Below are 24423 nucleotides of genomic sequence, written 5' to 3'. Positions count from 1 at the left end.
CTCTGTCAGTCGTGCGACGACAGCTGGGCCGCGAGCTGCTCCTCCGCCTCGGCGGGGGTGACGAAGAGCAGCTCGTCACCGGCCTCGACCGTGCGGTCGGGCTCGGGCAGCAGCGACTGCTGGAGCCGCAGGATCGCCACCGGCGCGACGCCGTCGGGCCACGTGATGTCACCGAGGCGACGGCCGACGTAGGCCGAGTCCTCGGGCACGGTCAGCTCGACGAGGTTCGTGTTGCTCTGGCGGAAGGTGAACAGCCGGACGAGGTCGCCGACCGACACGGCCTCCTCCACGAGCGCGGCCATGATGCGCGGCGTGGACACGGCCACGTCGACGCCCCACGACTCGCCGTAGAGCCACTCGTTGCTCGGGTTGTTGACGCGGGCCACCGTGCGGGGGACCGCGAACTCGGTCTTGGCCAGCAGCGACGTGACGAGGTTGGCCTTGTCGTCGCCGGTGGCGGCGATGACCACGTCACACGTCTGCAGCTGCGCCTCCTCCAGCGTGCTCATCTCGCAGGCGTCGGCCAGCAGCCACTGGGCTCCCGGCACGAGGTCGCTGCGGATGGAGGTGGCGGCCTTGTCGATGAGGAGCACGCGGTGACCGTGGTCGACGAGCTCCTGGGCCACGGAGCGGCCGACCGCACCGGCTCCGGCGATCGCGACGCGCATCAGTCCTCCTCCTTGGGCCCGTTGTCCAGCGCCTCGAGCACGCCGTCGGCCTCCTCCGAGACCAGGAACATGCTGAGGTAGTCGCCCTCCTGGATCACGGTGTCACCCGTGATCTGCTGGCCCGTGCCCAGACGCGTGATGAACGCGACGCGGGCGCCGGTCTGCGCCTCGAGCGCCGCGACGGTGCGCCCGACCCAGGCGAACGGGGCGTAGGCGTTGTCGAGCCGGAGCCGGCCGGAGGGATCGCGCCAGGCCGGCTCGGAGCCGGCCGGCAGCAGCCGGCGGAGCATCTGGTCGGCCGCCCACGGGACGGTGGCCACGGTGGGGATGCCGAGGCGCTCGTAGACCTCGGCGCGTCGAGGGTCGTAGATGCGCGCCACGACGTTGGGCACGCGGAACACCTCGCGGGCGACCCGCGCGGCGATGATGTTGGAGTTGTCGCCGCTGGACACCGCGGCGAAGGCGTCGGCCTGCTCGATCCCGGCCGAGACGAGCACGCCCCGGTCGAAGCCCATGCCGGTGACGGTGGACCCGGCGAACGAGGGTCCCAGGCGCCTGAACGCGTCGGGGTTCGAGTCGATGACGGAGGTCGAGTGGCCGCGTGACTCCAAGCTGCGGGCCAGCGACGCGCCGACGCGCCCGCACCCCATGATCACGATGTGCACACCGGCGACGGTACACCGGCCTGATCGGGTCTAGCATCGGTCGGGTGGGATTGACCGGGGCGCTCAAGCGCGCTCTCATCGGACAGAAGCTGCGCACCTCCCAGATGGGCGAGACCCTGCTCCCCAAGCGGATCGCGCTGCCGGTGTTCGCCAGCGATGCTCTGTCGTCCGTGGCCTATGCGCCGGACGAGATCTTCCTGACCCTGTCGATGGGCGGACTGACGGCATACGCGTTCAACTGGCAGGTCGGTCTGGCGGTCGTCGTGGTCATGCTCACGGTGGTCGCCTCGTACCGCCAGAACGTGCGTGCCTATCCCAGCGGCGGTGGCGACTACGAGGTCGCGACCGTCAACCTGGGCCGCAACGCGGGTCTCACCGTGGCCAGTGCGCTCATGGTCGACTACGTGCTCACGGTCGCAGTCTCGATCTCCTCGGGTGTCCAGAACGCCGCCGCGGCACTGCCGTTCCTCAAGGGTCACGAGGCCGTCACCGCCGTGGGGCTCGTGGCGCTGCTGACCGCCATGAACCTGCGGGGCACGAAGGAGTCGGGTCGCGCGTTCGCGATCCCCACCTACCTGTTCATGGTCGCGATCGCGCTGATGGCCGGTTGGGGCTACATCGAGTACGCGCTCGGCACGCTGCCCGAGGTCGAGAGCGCGAAGTACGACATCGCGGCGGAGGAGCCCTTCACCGGCGCGATCTCCGGCATCGCGATGGCCTACCTGCTCGCCCGCGCCTTCTCGTCCGGCTGTGCGGCGCTGACGGGCGTCGAGGCGATCAGCAACGGCGTGCCGGCCTTCCGCAAGCCCAAGAGCCGTAACGCCGCGACGACCCTGCTGCTGCTCGGGACCATCTCCATCGCGATGCTGATGAGCATCATCGTGCTGGCCGACCTGATGAACCTGCGCTACGTCGAGGACCCGGCCCACCAGCTGCTCCTCGACGGCCAGCCGGTCGGCGAGGGATACGTCCAGGAGACCGTGATCGGCCAGCTCGCCGGCGCGCTCTTCCACGACGTGCCGCCGCTGTTCTACTTCGTCATCGCCTGCACGGGCATCATCCTCGTCCTCGCGGCGAACACCGCGTTCAACGGCTTCCCGGTGCTCGGGTCGATCCTCGCGCGCGACGGGTTCCTGCCGCGCCAGCTGCACACCCGTGGCGACCGGCTGGCCTTCAGCAACGGCATCCTGGCCCTCGCGGCGGCCGCCTCGGTGCTCATCGTGGCGTTCGACGCCGAGGTCACCAAGCTGATCCAGCTCTACATCGTCGGGGTCTTCGTCTCGTTCACGCTGAGCCAGCTCGGGATGATCCGGCACTGGACGCGGCACCTGCGGACCGAGTCCGACCCGGGGGAGCGAAACCGGATGCGGCGCTCGCGCGTCGTCAACGCGTTCGGCCTGGCGATGACGGCCACGGTCCTCGTGATCGTGCTCATCACCAAGTTCCTCGCCGGGGCGTGGATCGCGATCCTGGCGATGGTGATCGTGTTCGTGGTCATGCGCGCCATCGCCCGCCACTACGACCGCGTGGCGCTCGAGCTCGCGGTGGATGAAGCCGACGTCGCGCTGCCGGCCCGTGTCCACGGCGTCGTGCTCGTCAGCAAGCTGCACAAGCCGGCCATGCGAGCGATCGCCTACGCGCGGCTGGCCGGCTCCGGCACGCTCGAGGCGGTCACGGTCGACCTCGATCCCGACGAGACCGCCGAGCTGACGCGTCGCTGGGACGAGCTCCGAGTGCCGATCCCGCTGCGCGTGCTCGACTCGCCCTTCCGCGAGGTCGTGCGTCCGGTCATGCGGTACGTGAAGGCGCGGCGCTCGCAGAACCCGCGCGACCTCGTCACGGTCTACGTCCCCGAGTACGTCGTCGGCCGCTGGTGGGAGCAGCTGCTGCACAACCAGACCGCCTTGCGCCTCAAGGCCCGCCTGCTCTTCGTGCCGGGCGTGCTCGTCGTCAGCGTGCCGTTCCAGCTGGCCTCGGCGAAGCGGATGGCCGCAGTCGACTCCCGCCCGACGGCCGGCGACGTCCGGCGCGGCATCGGCAGGGAGGAGCGATGACCGACGATCCCGTGGTCACCGTCGGACCCGTCGCCCACGGCGGCCACTGCGTGGCCCGCCTGGACGGCCAGGTCGTCTTCGTGCGGCACGCGCTCCCCGGCGAGGTGGTGAGGATCCGCGTCACCGACCGCACGAAGCGCTTCCTGCGCGCCGACGCGATCGAGATCCTCGAGGCGTCGCCCGACCGCGTCACCCCTCCGTGCCCCCTCGCGAGGCCGGGCCTGTGCGGTGGCTGCGACTTCCAGCACGTCTCGGAGGAGGGCCAGCTGACCCTGCTCACCGACGTCGTCCGCGAGCAGCTCCAGCGGCTCGCCGGACTCGACTGGGACGGTCGCGTCGAGTCGGTCGGCCCCCTGCTCGACTGGCGCACCCGCGTGATCTGGTCCGTCGCCGAGAACGGGATGGCCGGCCTGCGCCGGCACCGCAGCCACGACGTCATCCCCGTGGAGGACTGCCCGATCGCGCATCCCGACCTGCCCGACGTCAGCCGTCAGCTGTGGGACGAGCCGCGCGTGGAGACGATCGTCTCGTCCACGGGCCAGCGGCTGCTCGTCACGGACGCGACGATCGGCGACGAGCTGGAGGCGCAGGCCGACGGCGTCGTGGCCTCCGACGGCTCGGTCCGCGCCGGCACCGGCACGCTCGTCGAGGAGGTCAAGGGACGCCGATTCGCCGTGAGCGGCTCGGGCTTCTGGCAGGTGCACCCCGCGTCCGCCACCACCCTGGTCGACGCGGTCCTCGCCGGCGCCGACGTCCGGCCGGGCGACCGCGTGCTCGACCTCTACGCGGGAGCCGGCCTGTTCTCGGCGTTCCTGGCCGAGGCCTGCGCCCCGGGCGAGCTGGTGAGCGTCGAGGGCAATCGCCGCGCCTCGGCCGACGCGGGGGAGAACCTCGCCGACCGGCCGAACGCGGCCGTCGTCCACGCGCCCGTGGAGCGCGCGCTGCGCCGCGGCGCCCTCGGGGCCCGGGCCGATGTCGTCGTCCTCGACCCGCCGCGCACCGGCGCCAAGGAGGCGGTCGCGGCCATCGCCGCGCTGGAGCCCCGACGGATCGTCTACGTCGCGTGCGACCCGGCCGCGCTCGCCCGCGACCTGGCCACGTTCGGCCGGCTGGGCTACGGGCTCGAGTCGCTGCGTGGCTTCGCCCTGTTCCCCATGACGCACCACGTGGAGTGCGTCGCGGTGCTTGCGCGGGCGTGACCCGTCCGGTTGAGTCACCCCCGTGACGTACGCCGACCCCCATGCCTGCCCCGCCTGCCGAGGGATGATCAGCGCAGCGATGACCTGTCCTCGCTGCGGGTTCGACCTCGGCTCCGTGGAGGCGCAGCGCCTGTGGGGGCTGTTCGTCGAAGCCGACCGGCTCGTGGCCGAGGGACGCGCCCGCCAGCAGGTCGGCGCGACGACGCCCGCTGCCGCTGCGGCGACGACCCCCGCCACGGGGACGACGTCGCTCCCGTCCGCCCCGACGCCGACGCCGGCGCCGGCTCCGGCTCGCACGTGGTCGACGGGCTCGATCCTGCTCGGCCTCGGTGCCGTGTGCCTGGTCGTCGCGGGCATCATCTTCGCGACCGTGGCCTGGGGCTCCCTCGGTGTGCTCGGCAGGGCGGCGATCCTGCTGGTGGTCACCGCCCTCGTCGGCCTCGCGGCCCGCTGGGCCACGCGCCGCGGGCTCGACAACACCGCCGAGGCGCTCTGGGCCGTCTTCCTCGGCTTCGTCACGGTGGACCTGCTGGCCGCCGTGGCCGAGGGTCTCTTCGGGCTCGAGTGGTCCGACTTCGCGCTCGTCTCGGTGGTCTGGACCGGCGTGCTCGTCGGCGCGGGAGTGGCGATCGTCCGGTCGTCCGAGGCGCCGCTGGGCCGTCGCCTCGTCAGCCCGCAGCTGGTGGCGGGCCTCGCCCCGTACGTCAGTGCCCCCGCCGTCATGGTGCGCCTGGGGGACCTCGGCGAGGGTGCCGATCTCTGGTTCTGGGCCGCGGCCGCGGCACTCGTGCTGCCGCTGGTGGTCGTCGCCGTCGGCCACCGGACGGGCCTGCGCTGGATGCTGTGGCCCAGCGCACTGCTCTCGCTGCTCCTCGCTGTCGTTCTCGTGGCTCTCGCGATCGACGCGTCGCAGGCCGGGTCGCCGGTCCTGGGTCCGACCGAGGCGCTGCCGACCATCGTGCTGGCTGCCCTCGCCGTGGGCGGGGCCGTCGTGGTGCCCCGCCTCCGCGTCTGGCTCACCGCCTTCGCGGTGTCCGCCGCGCTCTACCTGGTGGGCGTGGCGGCCCAGGGTGCGGCGTGGAGCGCCGACGTCGTCACGTCGGCGGCGGGTCTGACGGCCGTCGCGGTGCTCGTGGCCCTGCTCGCGTGGTTCGTGGTCCGTGAGGACGACTGGTCGCTCGGCACCCGGTGGGCGGCGGTCGCCGGTGGCACCGCCGCGCTGCTGTGGTGCGGGGCCGTGGCGCTCTCCAACGCCGAGCGCGCGGACGAGGCCGGCTGGTTCTCCTCGCCATCCGACGTGTGGGTGCGCCCCAACGAGCTCGACATCACGGAGGGGTGGTGGGTGCTGGCCGTCGCCGTGCCCGTGATCGCCGCGTGGCTCGCCACGACGCGCTGGCCGGCGCCGAGGCTCGCTCCGCCGGAGTGGCGGGTCCCGGTCGCGCTCGTCGCAGCCGGCGCCGCCGTGGTCACGGCGGTCGGCTCGTCGACGCTGCCCTTCCTCGTGCACGCCGTCGTGCTCGTCGTGGTCGGTGCCGCGCTCGCGGTCGCCCTGCGGAAGGCGCTGTGGGGGTTCGCGATCGTCCCGGTGGGCGTCGTGGCCCTCGCGATGGTCGTGGTGCCCCTCGGAGGACCCGTCACCGCGTGGGCGTGGGGGATCGCTGCCGCGGGCGCTCTCGTGTGTGCCGTGGTGGGTCTCGAGGAGCCTCCGGGTCCGCGTCGCGCGATCTCGGCTGCTGCCGCCGGGCTCACCGCGTTCGCGATCGTCGCCACGGTCGCGCAGGTCGCCGACCTCGCCGACGTCAGCCCCGGTGCGTGGGGACCGATCGTCGTGGGCGTGGCCGCGGGGCTGCTGCTGCTGACCCTCGCGCTCGACGAGCTGCCCTGGCACCGCACGGCGGTGGAGGTCGTGGTCGCCGCGACCCTGCTCGTCACGGTGGTCCGCGAGGGCGACGACTTGGCCCTGGTCTCACTGCTGCTCACGATCGGCGCGGTCGCCTCGGCCGTGGTGGGCCTGCTCGACGACGACCGCACGCACCTGCGCTGGGTCGCCGCCGGACTCACCGGCGCCGCCTGGGTGGCGCGACTGGCCGCCAGCGAGGTGGAGACCGTCGAGGCGTACACGGCGCCGTTCGCCGTGGCCGTCCTCGTGGCGGGCTGGTGGCACCTGCGCTCCCACCCGGAGAGCCGCACCTGGGTCGCCCTCACGCCCGGACTCCTGCTGGCCTTCCTGCCGTCGTTGCCCCAGGCGCTGGAGGACCCGACCAGCCTGCGCGCCCTGCTGCTCGGTCTGGTCGCCGCCGTCTCCCTCGCCGCCGGGCTCGTGCTGCGCTGGGGCGCACCGGTCATCGCCGGCGCGGCGGTCCTGCTGGTGCTGGTCCTGGCGAACGTCGGCCCGACGGCGCTGGGACTGCAGCGCTGGATCCTCATCGCGATCGCCGGGCTGATCCTGCTCGTGGTGGGTACCACGTGGGAGAAGCGAGTCGCTGAGGGACGCGCCCTGCTGGTGCGCATCGCCGCGCTGAGGTGAGGGTCACCTGAGCGGAGCGCTTCCGGACATCGTTTGATATCGTTTATCTTGACATCAAGATAACTGGTACTTAGGCCATCCTGAACGCCCCCGGGCGGCCCCACGGGGGGCAGGATGGGAACACCAGTGAAGGAGAAGCCCATGAGCGTCGACACTTTCCAGGCCAAGGACTCCTTGGCGGTCGGGGAGAAGTCCTACGACTACTACCGGCTCGATGCGGTCCAGGGCGAGGGACTCGACGTCGCCTCCCTGCCGTTCAGCCTCAAGATCCTGCTCGAGGCGCTCCTGCGCACCGAGGACGGCGCGGACATCACCGCCGAGGACATCAAGGCGATCGCCTCGTGGGACCCGAACGCGGATCCCAGCAAGGAGATCCAGTTCACCCCCGCCCGCGTGATCATGCAGGACTTCACCGGCGTCCCGTGCGTCGTCGATCTCGCCACGATGCGTGAGGCGATGGCCGACCTCGGTGGCGACCCCTCCAAGATCAACCCGCTCGCGCCCGCCGAGATGGTCATCGACCACTCCGTGATCGCCGACGTCTTCGGCACGCCCGAGGCGTTCGAGCGCAACGTCGAGATCGAGTACGAGCGCAACGGCGAGCGCTACAAGTTCCTCCGCTGGGGCCAGGGCGCCTTCAGCGACTTCCGCGTCGTCCCGCCGGGCACGGGCATCGTGCACCAGGTCAACATCGAGAAGCTCGCCCGCGTCGTGTTCACCCGCGACAGCGACGGCGGCGTCGTGGCCTACCCCGACTCGTGCGTCGGCACCGACTCGCACACCACGATGGTCAACGGCCTGGGCGTCGTCGGCTGGGGCGTGGGCGGCATCGAGGCCGAGGCCGCGATGCTCGGCCAGCCGATCAGCATGCTCATCCCGCGCGTCGTCGGCTTCAAGCTCTCCGGCGAGCTGCCGCAGGGCGCCACCGCCACCGACCTCGTGCTGACGATCACCGAGCAGCTGCGCGAGCACGGCGTCGTCGGCAAGTTCGTCGAGTTCTACGGCCCCGGCGTCAGCGCCGTCCCGCTGGCCAACCGCGCCACGATCGGCAACATGAGCCCCGAGTACGGCTCCACCATCGCGGTCTTCCCGATCGACGGCGAGACCACGAAGTACCTCGAGCTCACCGGCCGCTCGGCCGAGGAGATCGCGCTCGTCGAGGCGTACGCCAAGGCCCAGGGCCTGTGGCACGACACCGACCACGAGCCGCGCTACAGCGAGTACCTCGAGCTCGACCTCGCGGACGTCGTCCCGTCGATCGCCGGCCCGAAGCGCCCCCAGGACCGCATCGCGCTGACGAACAGCAAGACGGCCTTCCGTGCGTCGCTGCGTGACTACGTCGATCACAGCGAGCAGCAGCTCAACGGGTACGACGAGGCTGTCGACGACTCCTTCCCCGCGTCCGACACGCCCAAGACGTCCACGTACGCCAACGGCGGCGAGGGCCCGAGCGAGCACGCCACCGGCGCTCCCGGCGAGCGTGTCCGCAACCCGCAGAGCGTCACGCTCGAGGACGGCACCTCGTTCGAGGTCGACCACGGCGCGGTCACCATCGCGGCCATCACGTCGTGCACCAACACGTCGAACCCGTCGGTCATGATCGGCGCCGGACTGCTGGCCAAGAAGGCCGTCGAGAAGGGCCTGCAGCGCAAGCCGTGGGTCAAGACGACGCTGGCGCCGGGCTCGAAGGTCGTCACCGACTACTACGAGAAGTCGGGCCTGAACGTCTACCTCGACAAGCTCGGGTTCAACCTCGTCGGCTACGGCTGCACCACGTGCATCGGCAACTCCGGGCCGCTGATCCCCGAGGTCAGCGCGGCCGTCAACGAGGGCGACCTGGCCGTCTCCGCGGTGCTCTCGGGCAACCGCAACTTCGAGGGCCGCATCAACCCCGACATCAAGATGAACTACCTCGCGTCCCCGCCGCTGGTCATCGCGTACGCGCTCGCCGGCTCGATGGACGTCGACCTGTTCAACGACCCGCTGGGCCAGGACGCCGACGGCAACGACGTCTTCATGAAGGACATCTGGCCGTCGCCGGCCGAGGTCGAGGACGTCATCGCCAGCTCGATCGACGCCGACACCTTCAGCCGCGAGTACGCCGACGTGTTCGCCGGTGACGAGCGCTGGCAGAACCTGCCGACCCCCGAGGGCGACACGTTCGCGTGGGACGAGGACTCCACCTACGTCCGCAAGGCGCCGTACTTCGACGGCATGGGCCTGGAGCCCGACGCCGTCACCGACGTCGAGGGCGCCCGGGTCCTGCTGAAGCTGGGCGACTCGGTCACCACCGACCACATCAGCCCGGCCGGCGCGATCAAGAAGGACAGCCCCGCCGGCAAGTACCTCATGGAGAAGGGCGTGCAGCCGCGCGACTTCAACTCGCTCGGCTCGCGCCGCGGCAACCACGAGGTCATGATCCGCGGCACGTTCGCCAACATTCGGCTGCGCAACCAGATCGCGCCCGGCACCGAGGGCGGCTTCACCCGCGACTTCACCGCCGACGGCGAGGTCACCTCGGTGTTCGACGCCTCGCAGCACTACCAGGAGGCCGGCATCCCGCTGGTCGTCCTGGCGGGCAAGGAGTACGGCTCGGGCTCGTCGCGCGACTGGGCGGCCAAGGGCACGGCGCTGCTGGGCGTCAAGGTCGTCATCGCCGAGTCGTACGAGCGGATCCACCGCTCGAACCTCATCGGCATGGGCGTCCTGCCCCTGCAGTTCCCCGAGGGCGAGACGGCCGAGTCGCTGGGCCTGACCGGTGAGGAGACCTTCACGGTCACCGGCATCACCGAGCTCAACGACGGCACCACGCCGCGCACGGTCAAGGTGAAGGCCGACGACATCGAGTTCGACGCCGTCGTCCGCATCGACACCCCCGGTGAGGCGAACTACTACCGCAACGGCGGCATCATGCCGTACGTGCTGCGCTCGCTGCTCGACTGAGTGAGACGTCCTGGACTGCCCGCCACCGCTCCGGTGGCGGGCAGTTCTGCGTCACGGGGTGTCCGGCGCGGCGGCGGATGATGGGATGGGGGAGTGACGATCCACTCGGAGCACCCGTTCGTGCCGGCCGACCGCGACAAGGACGCCTTCCGCCGGCTCCGGGGCCGCCTCCCCGCGCCGGTGACGGTCGTCGCCACCGGGGCGGGCCGCGACCGGGTCGGGCTCACGGTCTCCTCGGTGCTGCTCGCTGACGGGGAGCCGCCCCGGATCGAGCTGCTCGTCGATCCCGACTCCGACCTGGGGGAGTCGCTCGACGTAGGCTTCCGCGCCGCGGCCAGCGTGCTGCAGCCCGGCGACGACTACCTCGCCGAGGTGTTCGCCGGCATGGCGCCGGCGCCGGGAGGCATGTTCACCGTCGGTCGCTGGACCGACTCCGCGTGGGGACCCCGACTCGAGGACCGCTCGTGGTGCGGCCTCACCGTGGACGAGGTGACCGAGATCGGCTGGTCGCTGCGCGTGACCGGAACGGTCCACGAGGTCGGCGTCGAGGCCTCCACCGGGACGGCCCACGCCCGCGGGCGCTTCCACGACCTCGGCTGACGGCCGGTCGTGGCGCCTCGCTGGCCGGGCGTCGTTACGATGGAGGAATGCCGTCAGTGCTCAGCTCCGTGTCCGGTCCCGCCGACCTGCGACGCCTGGACGACGAATCGCTGGCGCGGCTCGCTGCCGAGGTCCGTGAGTTGCTGATCGAGTCGGTCGCCGCGAACGGTGGGCACCTCGGTCCCAACCTCGGCGTGGTCGAGCTGACGATCGCGCTGCACCGCGTGTTCGACTCCCCGAACGACAAGATCGTCTGGGACACCGGACACCAGGCGTACGTCCACAAGATGCTCACCGGCCGCGCCGACCAGTTCGGCGACCTGCGCAAGGAGGGCGGCCTCTCGGGCTACCCCAGCCACGCCGAGTCGCCCCACGACTGGGTCGAGAACTCGCACGCCTCCACGTCGCTGTCGTACGCCGACGGCCTCGCGCGCGCCAACGCCGTGCAGGGCAAGGACGACCACGTCGTCGCGGTCATCGGCGACGGCGCGCTCACCGGCGGCATGGCGTGGGAGGCCATCAACAACATCTGCGCCGACAACTGCCGGCGCGTGGTGATCGTCGTCAACGACAACGGACGTTCGTACACGCCCACCGTCGGTGGCCTGGCGAACCGCCTCACGCAGATCCGCACCAACCCGCGGTACGAGCCGGCCCTGAGCGCCATCCGCGAGCGGATGACCACCGGCCCCAGGTTCGCCGAGGTCGCCTACGAGGCGCTCCACGCGATCAAGAAGGGCTTCAAGGACGTCCTCGCGCCGCAGGGCATGTTCGAGGACCTCGGCATCAAGTACCTCGGTCCGGTCGACGGACACGACCGCCACGCGATGGAGCAGGCGCTCACGGCGGCCCGCAACTTCGGCGGTCCCGTGCTCGTCCACGCGATCACCACGAAGGGCCACGGCTACGACATCGCCGTCGCCAACGAGAACGACCAGATGCACCAGGCGACCCCGTTCGACCGCCTGACGGGCGAGGCCATCAGCATCGCGCCCGCGGGCTGGACCTCCGTCTTCCGCGACGAGATCGTGCGCATCGCCGACGACCGTCCCGACGTCGTGGGCATCACCGCGGCCATGCTGTACCCGACGGGGCTCGACGCCTTCGCCGACAAGTTCCCCGATCGCGTCCTCGACGTCGGCATCGCCGAGCAGCACGCCGTCACCAGCGCGGCCGGCATGGCGATGGGCGGCCTGCACCCGGTCGTCGCGGTGTACGCCACGTTCCTGAACCGCGCGTTCGACCAGGTCCTGATGGACGTGGCCCTGCACCGCCAGGGCGTCACGTTCGTGCTCGACCGCGCCGGCGTCACGGGTGACGACGGCGCCAGCCACAACGGCATGTGGGACCTCTCCCTCATGCAGCTCGTCCCCGGCCTGCACCTGGCCGCCCCGCGTGACGGCAGCCGACTGCGCGAGCTGCTGCGCGAGGCCGTCGAGATCGACGACGCGCCCAGCGTGGTGCGCTTCGCCAAGGGCCCCGTGGCCCCCGACCTCGAGGCCGTCGACCGCGTCGGCGGTGTCGATGTCCTGCACCGGTCCGACGACGCCCAGGTCCTCGTCGTCGGCGTCGGCACGATGGCCGCGATGGCGGTCGACGTGGCCCAGCGCCTCGAGCAGGAGGGCGTGGCCGCGACGGCGATCGACCCCCGCTGGATCAAGCCGCTGGACCCGGCCGTGCTCGACCTCGCCGCCGACCACCGTCTCGTGGTGACGATCGAGGACAACGGCCGCCAGGGCGGGGTGGGGTCCACGATCCTGCACGCCGTCAGCGACCGCGGCCTCGACGTGCCGGTGCGGATCCACGCCGTCGCGCAGGAGTTCCTCGACCACGCGAAGCGCGACGTGATCCTGCGCCGCCTCGGCCTGACCCCCGAGTCGATCACGCAGGACGCACTGGCCCGGCTCGGGGAATGTCCCGAGGGTGACCGGCGTTGACTCCGAAGTGGTTCTCACGACGACGTTCCGATGAATACGAGCGCGACCCGATCCCGCTGATCGTCGCCCTCGACGGCTTCCTGAGCGCGGGCTCCTCCTCGGTCCTCGCGGCCGAGCAGCTGCGCACCGACGGCGGCGAGGTGGTGCACGAGTTCGACCTCGACTCGATGCTCGACTACCGCGCCCGGCGGCCCCCGATCACGTTCCGGCGTGACCACTACGTCGACTACGTCGAGCCCGTCCTGCAGCTCACGCGTCACACCGACCGCGTCGGCACGCCGTACCTGCTGCTCGCCGGTCCCGAGCCCGACTTCGGCTGGGAGGCCTTCGCGGCCGAGACGATCGACGTCATCACCGAGCTGGGCGTCCCGCTCACCGTGGGCCTCGGTGGCGTGCCGATGGGCGTGCCGCACACGCGGCCGCCGCTGCTGACGATGCACGGCACCCGCCCCGAGCTGGTCGACCGGAAGAACTTCTGGAACGCCGAGGTCACGGTGCCGTCGTCCGCGCAGTCGCTGCTGGAGTTCCGGATGCGCGAGCACCGGCTCGACGCGATCGGCTACGTCGTGCACGTGCCGCACTACCTGGCGCAGATCGAGTACCCGACCGCCGCGATCGCCCTGCTGGAGGCCGTGGGCCTGCGCCTGGGCCTCGAGTTCGACCTCGAGGACCTCCGGGCCCGCCAGCCCGAGTCGATCACCGAGATCGAGCAGCAGATCGCCGAGCAGGACGGTGAGCAGGTGCTGGCCGGCCTGGAGGAGCAGTACGACATCTTCAGCCGCGGCGCGGCCGAGTCGCTGCTCGCCGACGACGCCAGCCTCCCGACCGGAGACGAGCTCGCGAGCCAGCTGGAGCAGTTCCTGGCCAGGCAGCGCAAGGACGATCAGGGCTGACCGAGCCTGGCGTGATCTCGATACACCGCCTCGCTTCGCTCGTCGGCACTCGATCACCGGAAGTTGTGACGACGGTTACGGCTGCGCCGTGCCGTCGTCGGCCCGGCGACGCCGGCCGACTTCGATAGGATCGCGATCGTGCCTGCCTCCGTGAACGAACTCGTCGACCTGCTGCAGATCGAACAGCTGGAGGTCAACCTCTTCCGCGGTGGTCAGCCCAAGGAGTCGCGCCTGCCGCGCGTCTTCGGCGGCCAGGTGGCCGGTCAGGCCGTGAGCGCAGCCCAGCACACCGTCACCGACGGGAAGCACCTGCACTCGCTGCACGCGTACTTCATCCTCGGCGGCGACCCGAGCATCCCGATCATCTACGACGTGGAGAGCGTGCGCGACGGCCGCTCCTTCGCCACGCGCCGGGTGTCGGCACGTCAGCACGGCGAGGTCATCTTCTACATGACCGCCTCGTTCCAGCGCGACGAGGAGGGCTGGGACCACCAGGACGTCCTGCCGCCCACGCCGGGCCCCGAGGAGGCCACCTCGATGCTCGACCTGGTGAAGTACATCAGCCCGGACGGCGCCGAGCAGTGGAAGCGCGAGTGGGGCGGGTTCGACATGCGCTACGTCGGGGACCCGCGGCCCGAGGACGACCCCTCCCGCCCGTACGTCCCCGTCGTGCAGCGCATGTGGTTCCGCGCGAGCGACGCGCTGCCGGACGATCCCGAGCTGCACCGCGCCGCGTTCACGTACTACAGCGACTTCAGCCTGCTGGGCGCCGCCCTGGTGCCGCACGGCCTCGTGATCAGCTCGCCGAAGGTGCAGCCGGCCTCCCTCGACCACGTGGTGTGGTTCCACCGGCCGTTCCGCGTGGACGAGTGGCTGCTCTACGACCAGACGTCGCCGTCGGCCTCCGGTGCCCGCGGCCTCAGCACGGCCCGCGTGTTCACCCAGGACGGCACGCTTGTCGCCACGGTCGCGCAGGAGGGCCTCATCCGCCCGGCCAAGCCCCGCGACAAGCGCTGACGAGACGAACGGGCCCGCCACACAGCACGTGTGGCGGGCCCGTTCGTTCGCTCAGGCGGGCGTGATGCGCCCCACGAGGTGGGGAGCTGCCGAGCGGGCGTCGCGGACGCCGAACGTCGTCACGGCGCCCTCGGCCTCGGTGCCGAACACGACGGTGGCGGGCAGCAGGACCGGCTTCTTGAACTCGACGTCCACCGTGTAGGCGTCGGGCAGCCGGTTCTGCAGCGCGGCGAGGCTGTGGGCCTTCGTCCACATGCCGTGCGCGATCTGGCGAGGGAAGCCGAACGCCTTGGCCGTCCACGGGTAGAGGTGGATCGGGTTCCGGTCACCCGACACGGCGCCGTAGCGACGTCCGAGCTCGCCACCGAGCTTCCAGTGGACGACGCCCTCAGGAGCGTCCACGCCCGCCAGCGGGGGCACGGCGGGCTCGTCGCCGCCCTTGCTGCTGCGGAACAGGACCGTCATGGTCTCGTCCCACACCAGCTCGCCCGCCACGTGGGCCTCGCTGACCAGCGAGATGAGGCGCCCCTTCGGGTGCGGGTCGTCCGCTGCGGCCCGCAGCGAGAGGTCGTAGATCTCCTCGCGACCGATCGGCCGGTACTGGGTGATGCGGTTGCGCAGGTGCACCGCGCCCATGGGCGGGAACGGGAACGCCGTGTCCGTCATGAGGCTCAGGTGCAGCGTGTGCGCCGCGATGTGCGGGTACGTGGCCGGGAGGGTCTCGGCGCGGGCGAACCCGCACACCTCGTTGTAGCGGTCGAGGTGCGCCAGGTCGGTGGCCACCCGTGTGCGCCGCAGGGTGACGTCGGGCAGGCCGCCCCGCTCGTGCTTGATGCCGGGCAGGCCGCCGACGACCGGGATCGCCGGCAGCGCCGCCTTGAGCATCAGCGGCAGGCCCGCCGGCGCCTTGTCGAAGGTGCGCGTGGTCACGTCAGGCACCGAGGAAGCCCTGGCCGCAGACCCGCACGACGTTGCCCGAGATCGCCGACGAGCCGGGGTGGCAGTACCAGGCGATCGCCTCGGCGACGTCGACCGGCTGGCCACCCTGCGACAGCGAGCTCAGGCGGCGTCCGGCCTCGCGGATGCCCAGCGGCATCGTCTGGACCATGTCGGTCTCGATGAAGCCGGGGGCGATCGCGTTGACCGTGATGCCGTCGCCGGCGACCCGGGGCGCCAGCGCCTGGACGAAGCCGATGACGCCGGCCTTGGCCGTGCCGTAGTTCGTCTGGCCGTTGTTGCCGGCGATGCCCGCGATCGACGAGATGCCGATGACGCGGCCACCGGGGCGGATGAGCTTCTGCTCGAGCAGGTGGGCCGTGATGCGCTCCGGCGCGCCGACGCTGATGTCGACGACCTTCGCCCAGTTCTCGGCCTTCATGTTCCTGAGCCGCTTGTCGCGGGTGATGCCGGCGTTGTGGACCACGAAGTCGACGCCGTCGCCCAAACCCGCGGCGATCGTCTCGGGAGCGTCGTCGGCGGTGATGTCGCAGACGATCGAGGAGCCGTCCAGCTCGGCCATGAGGGCGTCGAGGTCCGCCTGCAGCGGCGGGACGTCGAGGCCGATGATGGTGGCGCCATCGCGGTGCAGCGTGCGCGCCATGGCTGCGCCCAGGCCGCGGGAGGCACCCGTGACGAGGGCGACCTTGCCGGCGAGCGGACGCGTCGGATCGGCGGGGGAGTCGGCCTCCGCGAGCTCGGTGGTGCCCAGGCGGACGACCTGGCCGTCGACGAACGCCGACTTGGCCGAGAGCAGGAACTGCAGGGTCGAGCCCACGGCGTCCTTGGACTCGGGCGTCACGTACACGAGGTTGGCGGTGCTGCCGTTCGCGCCGATCTCCTTGCCGAGCGAGCGGACGAAGCCCTCGAGGCCGCGCTGCGCGATGGCGGCGCCGACGGACTCGGCGCGCTCGGGCAGCAGGCCGATCACGACGATCTTGGCGCTGCCGGCGAGGCAGCGCAGGACCGGCGTGAAGAACTCCTGGAGGGCCACGGTGCCGGCGGCCGAGTCGATCCCGGAGGCGTCGAGCACGAGGCCCTTGTAACGGCGACCCTCGGCCCGCACCGTGGTGGTGTCGATGCCGGCGCCCTTGAGCAACCCGGGCAGCGACCCCACGACGAGGCCCTCTCCGCCGATCAGGACGGGACCGTCGACCAGCGCACCGCCTCGGTAGCGCTCCAGCTCCGGAGGGTTCGGCAGGCCCAGGTTCTTCACCAGGAACTGACCGATCGGGTTCTGGATCATCGACTTGTAACGGTCGCTCATCGCAGGATGTGTCCTATCTCTCGGATCTCTCGGATACCATCGGTATCTGAACGCGTTAAGGTGACTCTAGCCTGCACGGCAGCGCCACGGCAAAGGAAAGCGACGTAGGTCGCAGACGAAAGGTTCCGCATGGCTGACAAGCCCTCCACGAAGGCCGCGAAGGCCACCAAGGCCGCCCCCCAGGACGCCGCCACCATCCGTCGCGTCGCCGTCATCGGCGGCAACCGCATCCCGTTCGCGCGCTCGAACTCGGTCTACTCGGGCGTCTCCAACCAGGAGATGCTCACCGCCGCGCTCGACGGGCTCGTCGACCGCTTCGGCCTCGAGGGCGAGCGGGCCGGCGAGGTCGTCGCCGGTGCCGTCCTGAAGCACGCGCGCGACTTCAACCTCACGCGTGAGGTCGTCCTCGGCTCCAAGCTCTCGCCCGCCACGCCCGCCGCCGACATCCAGCAGGCCTGCGGCACCGGCCTGCAGGCGGCGTTCCAGGTCGCGAACAAGATCGCGCTCGGCAAGATCGAGTTCGGCATCGCCGGCGGCACCGACACCACGTCCGACGCCCCGCTGGCCGTCAACGACAAGCTCCGCAAGATCCTGCTGCAGGCCAACCAGGCCAACGCCAAGGGCGACAAGAAGGCACTGGTCAAGCTGCTCGCCAAGATCCGCCCGAGCTACCTGGCCCCCGACCAGCCGCGCAACGCCGAGCCGCGCACCGGCCTGTCGATGGGCGACCACCAGGCGCTCACCACGCACGAGTGGGGCATCACGCGCGAGGCGCAGGACGAGCTGGCCGCCCGCTCGCACCAGAACCTCGCCGCCGCGTGGGAGTCGGGCTGGCAGGACGACCTCGTCTCGCCGTTCAACGGCGTGGAGCGCGACAACCACCTGCGTCCGGACTCCACGGTCGAGAAGCTCGCCAAGCTCAAGCCGGTCTTCGGCAAGCAGCTCGGCGACGCCGCCACGATGACCGCCGGCAACTCCACGCCGCTGTCCGACGGCGCCTCGGTGGCGCTGCTGGCCTCGGAGGAGGAGGCCGCGCGTCGCGGCTGGGACGTGAAGGCGTTCCTCGTCGACTACGAGACGGCCGCGGTCGACTACGTCAACGGCGGCGAGGGCCTGCTGATGGCTCCGGCCTACGCGGTGCCGCGGATGCTCGAGCGCAACGGCCTGACCCTGCAGGACTTCGACTTCTACGAGATCCACGAGGCGTTCGCCGGACAGGTGCTGTCCACGCTCGCGGCGTGGGAGGACGCGGACTTCTGCAAGCAGCGCCTCGGCCTCGACAGCCCGCTGGGCTCGATCGACCGCAGCAAGCTCAACGTGAAGGGCTCGTCGCTCGCCGCGGCGCACCCGTTCGCGGCCACGGGCGGGCGCATCATCGCCAACCTCGCCAAGCTGCTGGAGGAGAAGGGCTCGGGCCGCGGCCTGATCTCGATCTGCGCTGCCGGCGGCCAGGGCGTCGTGGCGATCCTCGAGCGCTGACGCGACGGACGAACGAAGCGGGGCCGGTGGCATCAGCCACCGGCCCCGCTTCGTGTGCGTCGTGGGGGAGCGTCAGTCCTGGATCTCGACGATGGCGCGCACCGAGCGCTTCGCGAGGTCGAGCACCTCGGTCGTGGGCAGGTGCTCCATCGTCGGCAGGCCCGAGTTCAGCTCGCGGATCGAGCGCTGGAACGTGACGAGGTTCAGGATGCCCAGGCCCTGCGTGTACATGATGTTCGCGACGAGCTCGGGGTCCTTGACGTCGAAGTCGCCACTGGCGTTGCCGGCCAGGATCGCCGAGGTGATGTGGTCGAAGCAGCGGTTGATCGCGGCGCCCAGCTCGGTGAGGCGGTCGAGGCTGATCTGCTCGAGCAGCTCGGAGCCGCGGTGGCGCAGCAGCGACTGAGCGCAGTCGACGAACGCGGGGTACTCGCTGCCGTAGGAGAGGAACTCGACGGTGATCGTGTCGATCCGCTCGATGGGGCTGAGCTGGGAGTCGTCGGACTTGGCCAGACGGGTCTCGAGCTGGTTGAGGTAGTCCACCAGCGTCATCGCGAAGAGCTCTTCCTTCGTGGTGAAGTGGCGGTAGATGATCGCGCGGTTGATGCCGACGGCCCGCGCGATGTCCTCGATCTGCGCGTCCCGCATTCGACGTTCGTCGAACAGGGCGCGGGTCGCATCGAGGATCTCGCGCGTGCGTTGCGCCCTGCGCTCGACGATGGCCATACCGACGACCTTATCGGCTCCGTCCGCGAAAGTGACGTCCGGCACCGCGCGCGCGTCAAGGCGATGTGACGCACAGCACGTAGGGTGTGCAGCATGGCGAAGTTGGACATACGTACCAAGCAGTGTGTCGTGACCGGTGCAGCCGGCGGGATCGGAGCCGCCACGGCGCTCGCGCTGGCTCGCGCCGGTGCGCGTCTGGTGCTCACGGACCTGGACCCGGTGGGGCTCGAGCGCACGGTGGAGCAGGTCAGGGCATCTCGGGGCCAGGTCGTGCTCAGCCGTGCGGTCGACCTCACCGACGCCGACGCGGTCCGCCGCTTCGCCGCTGACGTGCGGGAGGAGGTGGGGTCGCCCGACGTGCTGCTGAACATCGCCGGCATCTCGATCTGGGGCACGATCGACCGGCTCCAGGAGGAGCACTGGCGCCGGCTCCTCGACGTGAACCTCATGGGGCCCGTCCACGTCATGTCGTCCTTCCTGCCCGGCATGATCGAGGCGGGCCGCGGCGGTCACGTGGTCAACGTCTCGAGCGCCGCGGGGATCTTCGGGCTTCCGTGGCACGCGGCCTACAGCGCCAGCAAGTTCGGACTCCGTGGCGTCTCGGAGGTGCTGCGGTTCGACCTGCGGCGGCACGGGATCGGCGTGAGCCTCGTCTGCCCCGGGGCGGTGGCGACACCGCTGGTGCGCGACCTCGAGGTGGTGGGCGTCGACCGCTCCGCGCCGTCCTTCCAGGCGATCGAGCAGCGGTTCCTCCGTCACGCCATCAGCCCCGAGGCCGCGGCGGACGCCATCGTCAAGGGCCTCGAGCGACGGCGCTACTGGGTCTACACGTCACGCGACATCCGGCTCGGCCACTACGCCCAGCGCTGGTTCCCGTGGGGTTACGGACTGGCGATGCGGTACCTCAACCGGATGCTGACGTGGGCCGAGGCCCGGGCGATGAGCGGAGGGAGGCGATGAGGGCGCCGCGCGTCACTCCCGGCGGGCGCCGGCAGCTCGGGCCGGTGAACCACCTGCTCGGCCGTCTGCTGTCCCGCGGTGCGGGCGTCAGGAACGCCCACCTGTTCACCACGCTCGGCCGCAACCGCGGGCTGTTCCGCGCGTGGCTGCTCTACTCCGGCGCGCTGATGCTGCGCGGACGGCTGCCGCGTCGGGAGACCGAGCTGGTGATCCTGCGGGTCGCCCACCGCTGCGACAGCGAGTACGAGCGACAGCACCACGTGCGGCTCGGTGCCAGGGCGGGCCTCGGGCGCGACGAGATGGAGCGGGTGCGTGCCGACGGCCTCGCGGGATGGAAGCCGTCGGACGAGGTGCTGCTCGCGGCCACCGACCGGCTGCTGGCCGAGGACGACGTCGACGACGCGACGTGGTGGCGGCTGCGCGCCTACTGGGACGAGGCGCAGGCGATCGAGCTGTGCCTGCTCGTGGGCCAGTATCGCGGCCTCGCCACCACAATCCGCACGCTCGGCATCGCGCCCGACCGCTCGACGGACTGACGACTCCCGTCGTACGGTCGGACCACCGAGACGGGGAGGCCAGATGCACGACGTGACGTACTCGATGGGCCTGTCGCTCGACGGCTACATCGTCGGGCCAGACGGGGGATTCGACTGGGGCGCCCCGGAGGAGCAGATCAGCGACGTCATGGAGATCTCGATGGACGAGATCCAGGGCGTCTCCACCCACCTCATGGGCCGGCGGATCTACGAGACGATGCTCTACTGGGAGACCGCCGCCGAGGACCCGGACCTGGGGGAGCAGGAGCGCCGCTGGACCGAGCTGTGGAACCCGTTGCCCAAGGTCGTGTTCTCGCGCACGCTCACCGAGGTGGAGGGCGCGGCGCGGCTGGCCAACGGCTCCCTGCAGGAGGAGATCGAGCGGCTCAAGGCCGAGCCCGGCGACGGCGACATCGCGATCGCCGGGGCCACGCTGGCGGCGCAGGCCGCCGACCTCGGCCTCATCGACGAGTACCGCCTGCGGGTCAGCCCGGTGCTGGTGGGCGGCGGCATCCCCTACTTCACGCGCGGTCGCCAGCACGTCGACCTCGAGCTCGTCGAGAGCCGGGAGTGCGCCGCGGGACTGATGTACCTGCGGTACCGCGTCCGGCGCTGATCGCCCCGCGGATCCTTCCGCGCGATTCTGTCGGTGTCCGCCCGTAGGCTCGAAGGCATGAGACCCGTCTCCGAACTCACGCGGCAGGTGGCACCGTTCGAGGTCGTCTCCGACTACCAGCCCGCCGGCGACCAGCCCGCCGCGATCGCCGAGATCACCCAGCGCATCCAGGGTGGCACCGACGACGTCGTGCTGATGGGTGCCACCGGCACCGGCAAGACGGCCACCACCGCGTGGCTGGCCGAGCAGCTGCAGCGCCCGATGCTCGTGATGCTGCCGAACAAGACCCTCGCCGCGCAGTTCGCCAACGAGCTGCGCGAGCTGCTGCCGAACAACGCCGTCGAGTACTTCGTCTCGTACTACGACTACTACCAGCCCGAGGCGTACATCGCGCAGAGCGACACCTACATCGAGAAGGACTCCTCGATCAACGAGGAGGTCGAGCGGCTGCGCCACTCGGCCACGTGGTCGCTGCTCACGCGGCGTGACGTCATCGTGGTGGCCACCGTGTCGTGCATCTACGGCCTCGGCTCGGCGCAGGAGTACCTGAACCGGATGATCGGGTTCAAGGTCGGCGACGAGATGGGCCGCGACCACCTGCTGCGCACGCTCGTGCAGGCGCAGTACGTCCGCAACGACGTCAGCGCCACGCGCGGCACCTTCCGCGTCAAGGGCGACACCGTCGAGATCTTCCCCGTCTACCAGGAGATGGCGGTGCGGGTGGAGTTCTTCGGCGACGAGATCGAGCGGCTGATGACCCTGCACCCGCTCACCGGCGAGGTGCTCAGCGACGACCAGGAGCTCTTCGTCGGCGCGGCCACCCACTACGCGGCCGGCCCCGAGATCATGGTGCGCGCGATCGAGCGCATCAAGGCCGAGCTGGAGGAGCGGCTCGCGGTGCTCGAGCGCGAGAACAAGCTGCTCGAGGCCCAGCGACTGCGCATGCGCACCACGTACGACCTCGAGATGATGGAGCAGGTCGGCACCTGCTCGGGCATCGAGAACTACTCGCTGCACATGGACGGACGGCCGCCGGGATCGGCGCCGAACTGCCTGCTCGACTACTTCCCGAAGGACTTCGTCCTCGTCGTCGACGAGTCCCACGTCACGATCCCGCAGATCGGCGCGATGTACGAGGGCGACATGAGCCGCAAGCGCTCGCTCGTCGAGCACGGCTTCCGGCTGCCCAGCGCGATGGACAACCGGCCGCTCAAGTGGCCCGAGTTCCTCCAGCGGATCGGCCAGACCGTCTACCTCTCGGCCACGCCGGGCGACTACGAGATGAACAAGGTCGAGGGCGACGTCGTCGAGCAGGTCATCCGCCCCACCGGCCTGATCGACCCCGAGGTCGTCGTCAAGCCGACGAAGGGCCAGATCGACGACCTCATCGGCGAGATCAACGACCGTGTCGCCAAGAACGAGCGCGTCCTGGTCACCACGCTGACCAAGAAGATGTCCGAGGACCTCACCGACTACCTGCTGGAGGCAGGCATCCGCACCCGCTACCTGCACAGCGAGGTCGACACGCTGCGCCGCGTCGAGCTGCTGCGCGAGCTCCGGATGGGGGAGTACGACGTCCTCGTCGGCATCAACCTGCTGCGTGAGGGGCTCGACCTCCCCGAGGTCAGCCTCGTGGCGATCCTCGACGCCGACAAGGAGGGCTTCCTGCGCTCGGGTCGCTCGCTGATCCAGACGATCGGCCGTGCGGCGCGCAACGTCTCCGGTCAGGTGATCATGTACGCCGACCGCATCACCGACTCGATGGAGAAGGCGATCGACGAGACGAACCGTCGCCGGGCCAAGCAGGTCGCCTACAACACCGAGCGCGGCATCGATCCGCAGCCGCTGCGCAAGAAGATCGGCGACATCACCGACATGCTCGCCCGGGAGGACGAGGACACCCGCGCCCTGCTCGCCGCCACGGGCGACCACAAGCGCAAGGGCGCGGCCGTCCCGCTGGGCCAGCACACGAAGGGTCTCGCCGACCTGCCCTCGGGCGAGCTGGCGTCGCTCATCGACCAGCTCTCCCAGCAGATGCACCAGGCCGCGGCCGACCTGCAGTTCGAGGTCGCGGCGCGCCTGCGCGACGAGATCGGCGAGCTCAAGCGAGAGCTCCGCGGAATGATGAGCGCCGGCACCTGAGTTGGCGCCCGCTTCGCGGCGCTGTCAGACTGGTCCGCGGAGGGGAGTATTCCCATCACCGGCGTGTCGTCAGCACGGGGGTCATCGTCGACCACCCCGGGGCGCCGGACCGGCCACATCTGCATTCCGGTGGAAGAGACCTCCGAGTCCTTGATGACCCGGAGAGAGAAGCAGAGGAACGCCTGTGAACGTCAGCACGCTCGAGTGGGGTGTCACCATCGCGGTGACGATCGCCATCCTGCTGTTCGACATCGTCGTGATCGCCCGCAAGCCGCACGAGCCCACCACGAAGGAGTGCGCGCTCTACCTGTCGTTCTACATCGGCCTGGCCATCGCGTTCGGCGCGTGGGTCTGGGGCTTCCACGGCAGTCAGTACGGTGTGGAGTTCTACGCCGGCTGGCTCACCGAGTACAGCCTGTCGATCGACAACCTGTTCATCTTCATCATCATCATGAGCAGCTTCGCCGTCCCGCGGAAGTACCAGCAGGAGGCGCTGCTCGTCGGCATCATCCTGGCGCTGATCTTCCGCGGCATCTTCATCGCGCTCGGCGCGGTGGCCATCAACGAGTTCTCGTGGGTCTTCTACATCTTCGGCGCCTTCCTGCTCTACACGGCGGTCAAGCTGGCGAAGAACGACGACGAGGACGAGGACGTCGAGAACGCCGTTGTCCGGTTCGCCCGCAAGCGCTTCAACATGAGCGACCAGTGGGACGGCCTGAAGCTGGTCGTCCGCGAGAACGGCCGGCGCGCGATCACGCCGATGGCGCTGGTCATCATCGCGCTCGGCACCACCGACATCCTGTTCGCGCTCGACTCGATCCCGGCCATCTTCGGCCTCACGCAGGAGCCGTACATCGTCTTCACCGCGAACGTCTTCGCGCTGATGGGCCTGCGCCAGCTGTACTTCCTGCTCGGCGACCTGCTGCAGCGTCTGGTGTTCCTGTCCTACGGCCTGGCGTTCCTGCTGTTCTACATCGGCATCAAGCTCGTGCTGCACGCGCTGCACGAGAACGAGCTGCCGTTCATCAACGGCGGTGAGCCGGTGCACCACATCGGTCCGATCCCGATCCCCGAGGTGCCCACCCTGCTGAGCCTGGGCGTCATCATCGCGACGCTCACGATCACGGCCGTGGCCAGCCTCTGGTACTCCAACAAGTACCCCGACCGGGTGGGCGGCGGCCACTGACCCCGAGCGGCT

The 24423-nt window shown here is 70.7% G+C and carries 19 protein-coding genes; 14 read left to right on the top strand and 5 right to left on the bottom strand.

Annotation, left to right across the window (positions count from 1 at the left end):
- Positions 1-5: 5 nt before the first annotated feature.
- The gene (locus B2363_RS01125) at positions 6-668 is read right to left on the bottom strand and encodes a potassium channel family protein (RefSeq protein ID WP_181755572.1); all 663 of its coding nucleotides are present in this window, start codon (positions 666-668) and stop codon (positions 6-8) included.
- Positions 668-1333 carry a potassium channel family protein gene (locus B2363_RS01120; RefSeq protein WP_286927860.1) on the bottom strand — a complete coding sequence of 222 codons (666 nt, stop codon included), beginning with the start codon at positions 1331-1333 and terminating at the stop codon, positions 668-670. Before B2363_RS01120 ends, B2363_RS01125 begins: the two co-directional genes overlap by 1 nt.
- 104 nt (positions 1334-1437) lie before the next feature.
- Between B2363_RS01120 and B2363_RS01115 the strand changes: the two genes are divergently transcribed.
- The 8 genes from B2363_RS01115 to B2363_RS01080 all read left to right on the top strand — a co-directional run bounded on the left by B2363_RS01115 (position 1438) and on the right by B2363_RS01080 (position 14503).
- Positions 1438-3387: an APC family permease gene (locus B2363_RS01115; protein ID WP_286928037.1), complete on the top strand. Its 1950-nt coding sequence runs from the start codon at positions 1438-1440 to the stop codon at positions 3385-3387.
- Positions 3384-4586, top strand: coding sequence for a class I SAM-dependent RNA methyltransferase (locus tag B2363_RS01110; protein WP_286927858.1), 1203 nt, complete (start codon positions 3384-3386; stop codon positions 4584-4586). Before B2363_RS01115 ends, B2363_RS01110 begins: the two co-directional genes overlap by 4 nt.
- A 79-nt stretch (positions 4587-4665) precedes the next feature.
- Positions 4666-7113 carry an SCO7613 C-terminal domain-containing membrane protein gene (locus B2363_RS01105; RefSeq protein ID WP_286927856.1) on the top strand — a complete coding sequence of 816 codons (2448 nt, stop codon included), beginning with the start codon at positions 4666-4668 and terminating at the stop codon, positions 7111-7113.
- A 141-nt stretch (positions 7114-7254) separates the two neighbouring features.
- Positions 7255-10056 (top strand): aconitate hydratase AcnA, encoded by a 2802-nt coding sequence (gene acnA / locus B2363_RS01100; RefSeq protein WP_181755576.1) that lies wholly within the window; start codon positions 7255-7257, stop codon positions 10054-10056.
- 93 nt (positions 10057-10149) lie between these two features.
- The gene (locus B2363_RS01095) at positions 10150-10656 is read left to right on the top strand and encodes a flavin reductase (protein WP_286927855.1); all 507 of its coding nucleotides are present in this window, start codon (positions 10150-10152) and stop codon (positions 10654-10656) included.
- A gap of 47 nt (positions 10657-10703) precedes the next feature.
- A complete protein-coding gene (gene dxs / locus B2363_RS01090) occupies positions 10704-12593 on the top strand; it encodes a 1-deoxy-D-xylulose-5-phosphate synthase (protein WP_286927853.1) in 1890 nt (629 codons plus the stop codon).
- Positions 12590-13486, top strand: coding sequence for a proteasome assembly chaperone family protein (locus tag B2363_RS01085; protein ID WP_286927851.1), 897 nt, complete (start codon positions 12590-12592; stop codon positions 13484-13486). Before dxs ends, B2363_RS01085 begins: the two co-directional genes overlap by 4 nt.
- Before the next feature lie 138 nt (positions 13487-13624).
- Complete coding sequence (locus B2363_RS01080; protein ID WP_286927849.1) at positions 13625-14503, top strand: acyl-CoA thioesterase; 879 nt, start codon at positions 13625-13627, stop codon at positions 14501-14503.
- A gap of 51 nt (positions 14504-14554) precedes the next feature.
- Here the strand turns inward: B2363_RS01080 and B2363_RS01075 are convergent, their stop codons facing one another.
- Both B2363_RS01075 and B2363_RS01070 read right to left on the bottom strand, forming a co-directional pair.
- Positions 14555-15433 (bottom strand): MaoC family dehydratase, encoded by an 879-nt coding sequence (locus B2363_RS01075; RefSeq protein WP_286927847.1) that lies wholly within the window; start codon positions 15431-15433, stop codon positions 14555-14557.
- A 1-nt stretch (position 15434) separates the two neighbouring features.
- A complete protein-coding gene (locus B2363_RS01070; protein WP_286927845.1) occupies positions 15435-16766 on the bottom strand; it encodes a 3-oxoacyl-ACP reductase in 1332 nt (443 codons plus the stop codon).
- A 129-nt stretch (positions 16767-16895) separates the two neighbouring features.
- On the opposite strand from B2363_RS01070, the gene B2363_RS01065 reads away from it, so the two are divergent.
- Positions 16896-18245, top strand: a complete 1350-nt coding sequence (locus B2363_RS01065; RefSeq protein WP_286927844.1) for an acetyl-CoA C-acetyltransferase — start codon at positions 16896-16898, stop codon at positions 18243-18245.
- A gap of 72 nt (positions 18246-18317) precedes the next feature.
- On the opposite strand, the gene B2363_RS01060 is transcribed toward B2363_RS01065, so the two are convergent.
- Positions 18318-18971 (bottom strand): TetR/AcrR family transcriptional regulator, encoded by a 654-nt coding sequence (locus B2363_RS01060; protein ID WP_286927843.1) that lies wholly within the window; start codon positions 18969-18971, stop codon positions 18318-18320.
- Between the two features lie 93 nt (positions 18972-19064).
- Between B2363_RS01060 and B2363_RS01055 the strand changes: the two genes are divergently transcribed.
- From B2363_RS01055 to B2363_RS01035, 5 genes are all read left to right on the top strand, one after another.
- The gene (locus B2363_RS01055) at positions 19065-19931 is read left to right on the top strand and encodes an SDR family oxidoreductase (protein ID WP_286927842.1); all 867 of its coding nucleotides are present in this window, start codon (positions 19065-19067) and stop codon (positions 19929-19931) included.
- A complete protein-coding gene (locus B2363_RS01050) occupies positions 19928-20467 on the top strand; it encodes a carboxymuconolactone decarboxylase family protein (protein WP_286927841.1) in 540 nt (179 codons plus the stop codon). Before B2363_RS01055 ends, B2363_RS01050 begins: the two co-directional genes overlap by 4 nt.
- A gap of 43 nt (positions 20468-20510) precedes the next feature.
- On the top strand, positions 20511-21083 hold the full coding sequence (locus B2363_RS01045) for a dihydrofolate reductase family protein (protein ID WP_181755587.1): 573 nt from the start codon (positions 20511-20513) through the stop codon (positions 21081-21083).
- A gap of 57 nt (positions 21084-21140) precedes the next feature.
- Complete coding sequence (gene uvrB, locus B2363_RS01040; protein ID WP_286927838.1) at positions 21141-23225, top strand: excinuclease ABC subunit UvrB; 2085 nt, start codon at positions 21141-21143, stop codon at positions 23223-23225.
- A gap of 184 nt (positions 23226-23409) precedes the next feature.
- Positions 23410-24411, top strand: a complete 1002-nt coding sequence (locus B2363_RS01035; RefSeq protein ID WP_286927835.1) for a TerC family protein — start codon at positions 23410-23412, stop codon at positions 24409-24411.
- Positions 24412-24423 lie beyond the last annotated feature (12 nt).

Source organism: Aeromicrobium sp. UBA7512, from assembly GCF_002476985.1.
GTDB lineage: Bacteria > Actinomycetota > Actinomycetes > Propionibacteriales > Nocardioidaceae > Aeromicrobium > Aeromicrobium phoceense.
This window is presented reverse-complemented; position numbering and strand designations above follow the sequence as displayed.

Bases quoted from the DNA above. Each gene is read 5' to 3' on its own strand.
- B2363_RS01125 (WP_181755572.1), bottom strand. From the start codon at position 668: ATGCGCGTCGCGATCGCCGGAGCCGGTGCGGTCGGCCGCTCCGTGGCC.
- uvrB (WP_286927838.1), top strand. From the start codon at position 21,141: ATGAGACCCGTCTCCGAACTCACGCGGCAGGTGGCACCGTTCGAGGTC.
- B2363_RS01050 (WP_286927841.1), top strand. From the start codon at position 19,928: ATGAGGGCGCCGCGCGTCACTCCCGGCGGGCGCCGGCAGCTCGGGCCG.
- B2363_RS01110 (WP_286927858.1), top strand. From the start codon at position 3,384: ATGACCGACGATCCCGTGGTCACCGTCGGACCCGTCGCCCACGGCGGC.
- B2363_RS01055 (WP_286927842.1), top strand. From the start codon at position 19,065: ATGGCGAAGTTGGACATACGTACCAAGCAGTGTGTCGTGACCGGTGCA.
- B2363_RS01045 (WP_181755587.1), top strand. From the start codon at position 20,511: ATGCACGACGTGACGTACTCGATGGGCCTGTCGCTCGACGGCTACATC.
- B2363_RS01065 (WP_286927844.1), top strand. From the start codon at position 16,896: ATGGCTGACAAGCCCTCCACGAAGGCCGCGAAGGCCACCAAGGCCGCC.
- B2363_RS01070 (WP_286927845.1), bottom strand. From the start codon at position 16,766: ATGAGCGACCGTTACAAGTCGATGATCCAGAACCCGATCGGTCAGTTC.
- acnA (WP_181755576.1), top strand. From the start codon at position 7,255: ATGAGCGTCGACACTTTCCAGGCCAAGGACTCCTTGGCGGTCGGGGAG.
- dxs (WP_286927853.1), top strand. From the start codon at position 10,704: ATGCCGTCAGTGCTCAGCTCCGTGTCCGGTCCCGCCGACCTGCGACGC.
- B2363_RS01060 (WP_286927843.1), bottom strand. From the start codon at position 18,971: ATGGCCATCGTCGAGCGCAGGGCGCAACGCACGCGCGAGATCCTCGAT.
- B2363_RS01105 (WP_286927856.1), top strand. From the start codon at position 4,666: ATGACCTGTCCTCGCTGCGGGTTCGACCTCGGCTCCGTGGAGGCGCAG.
- B2363_RS01115 (WP_286928037.1), top strand. From the start codon at position 1,438: ATGGGCGAGACCCTGCTCCCCAAGCGGATCGCGCTGCCGGTGTTCGCC.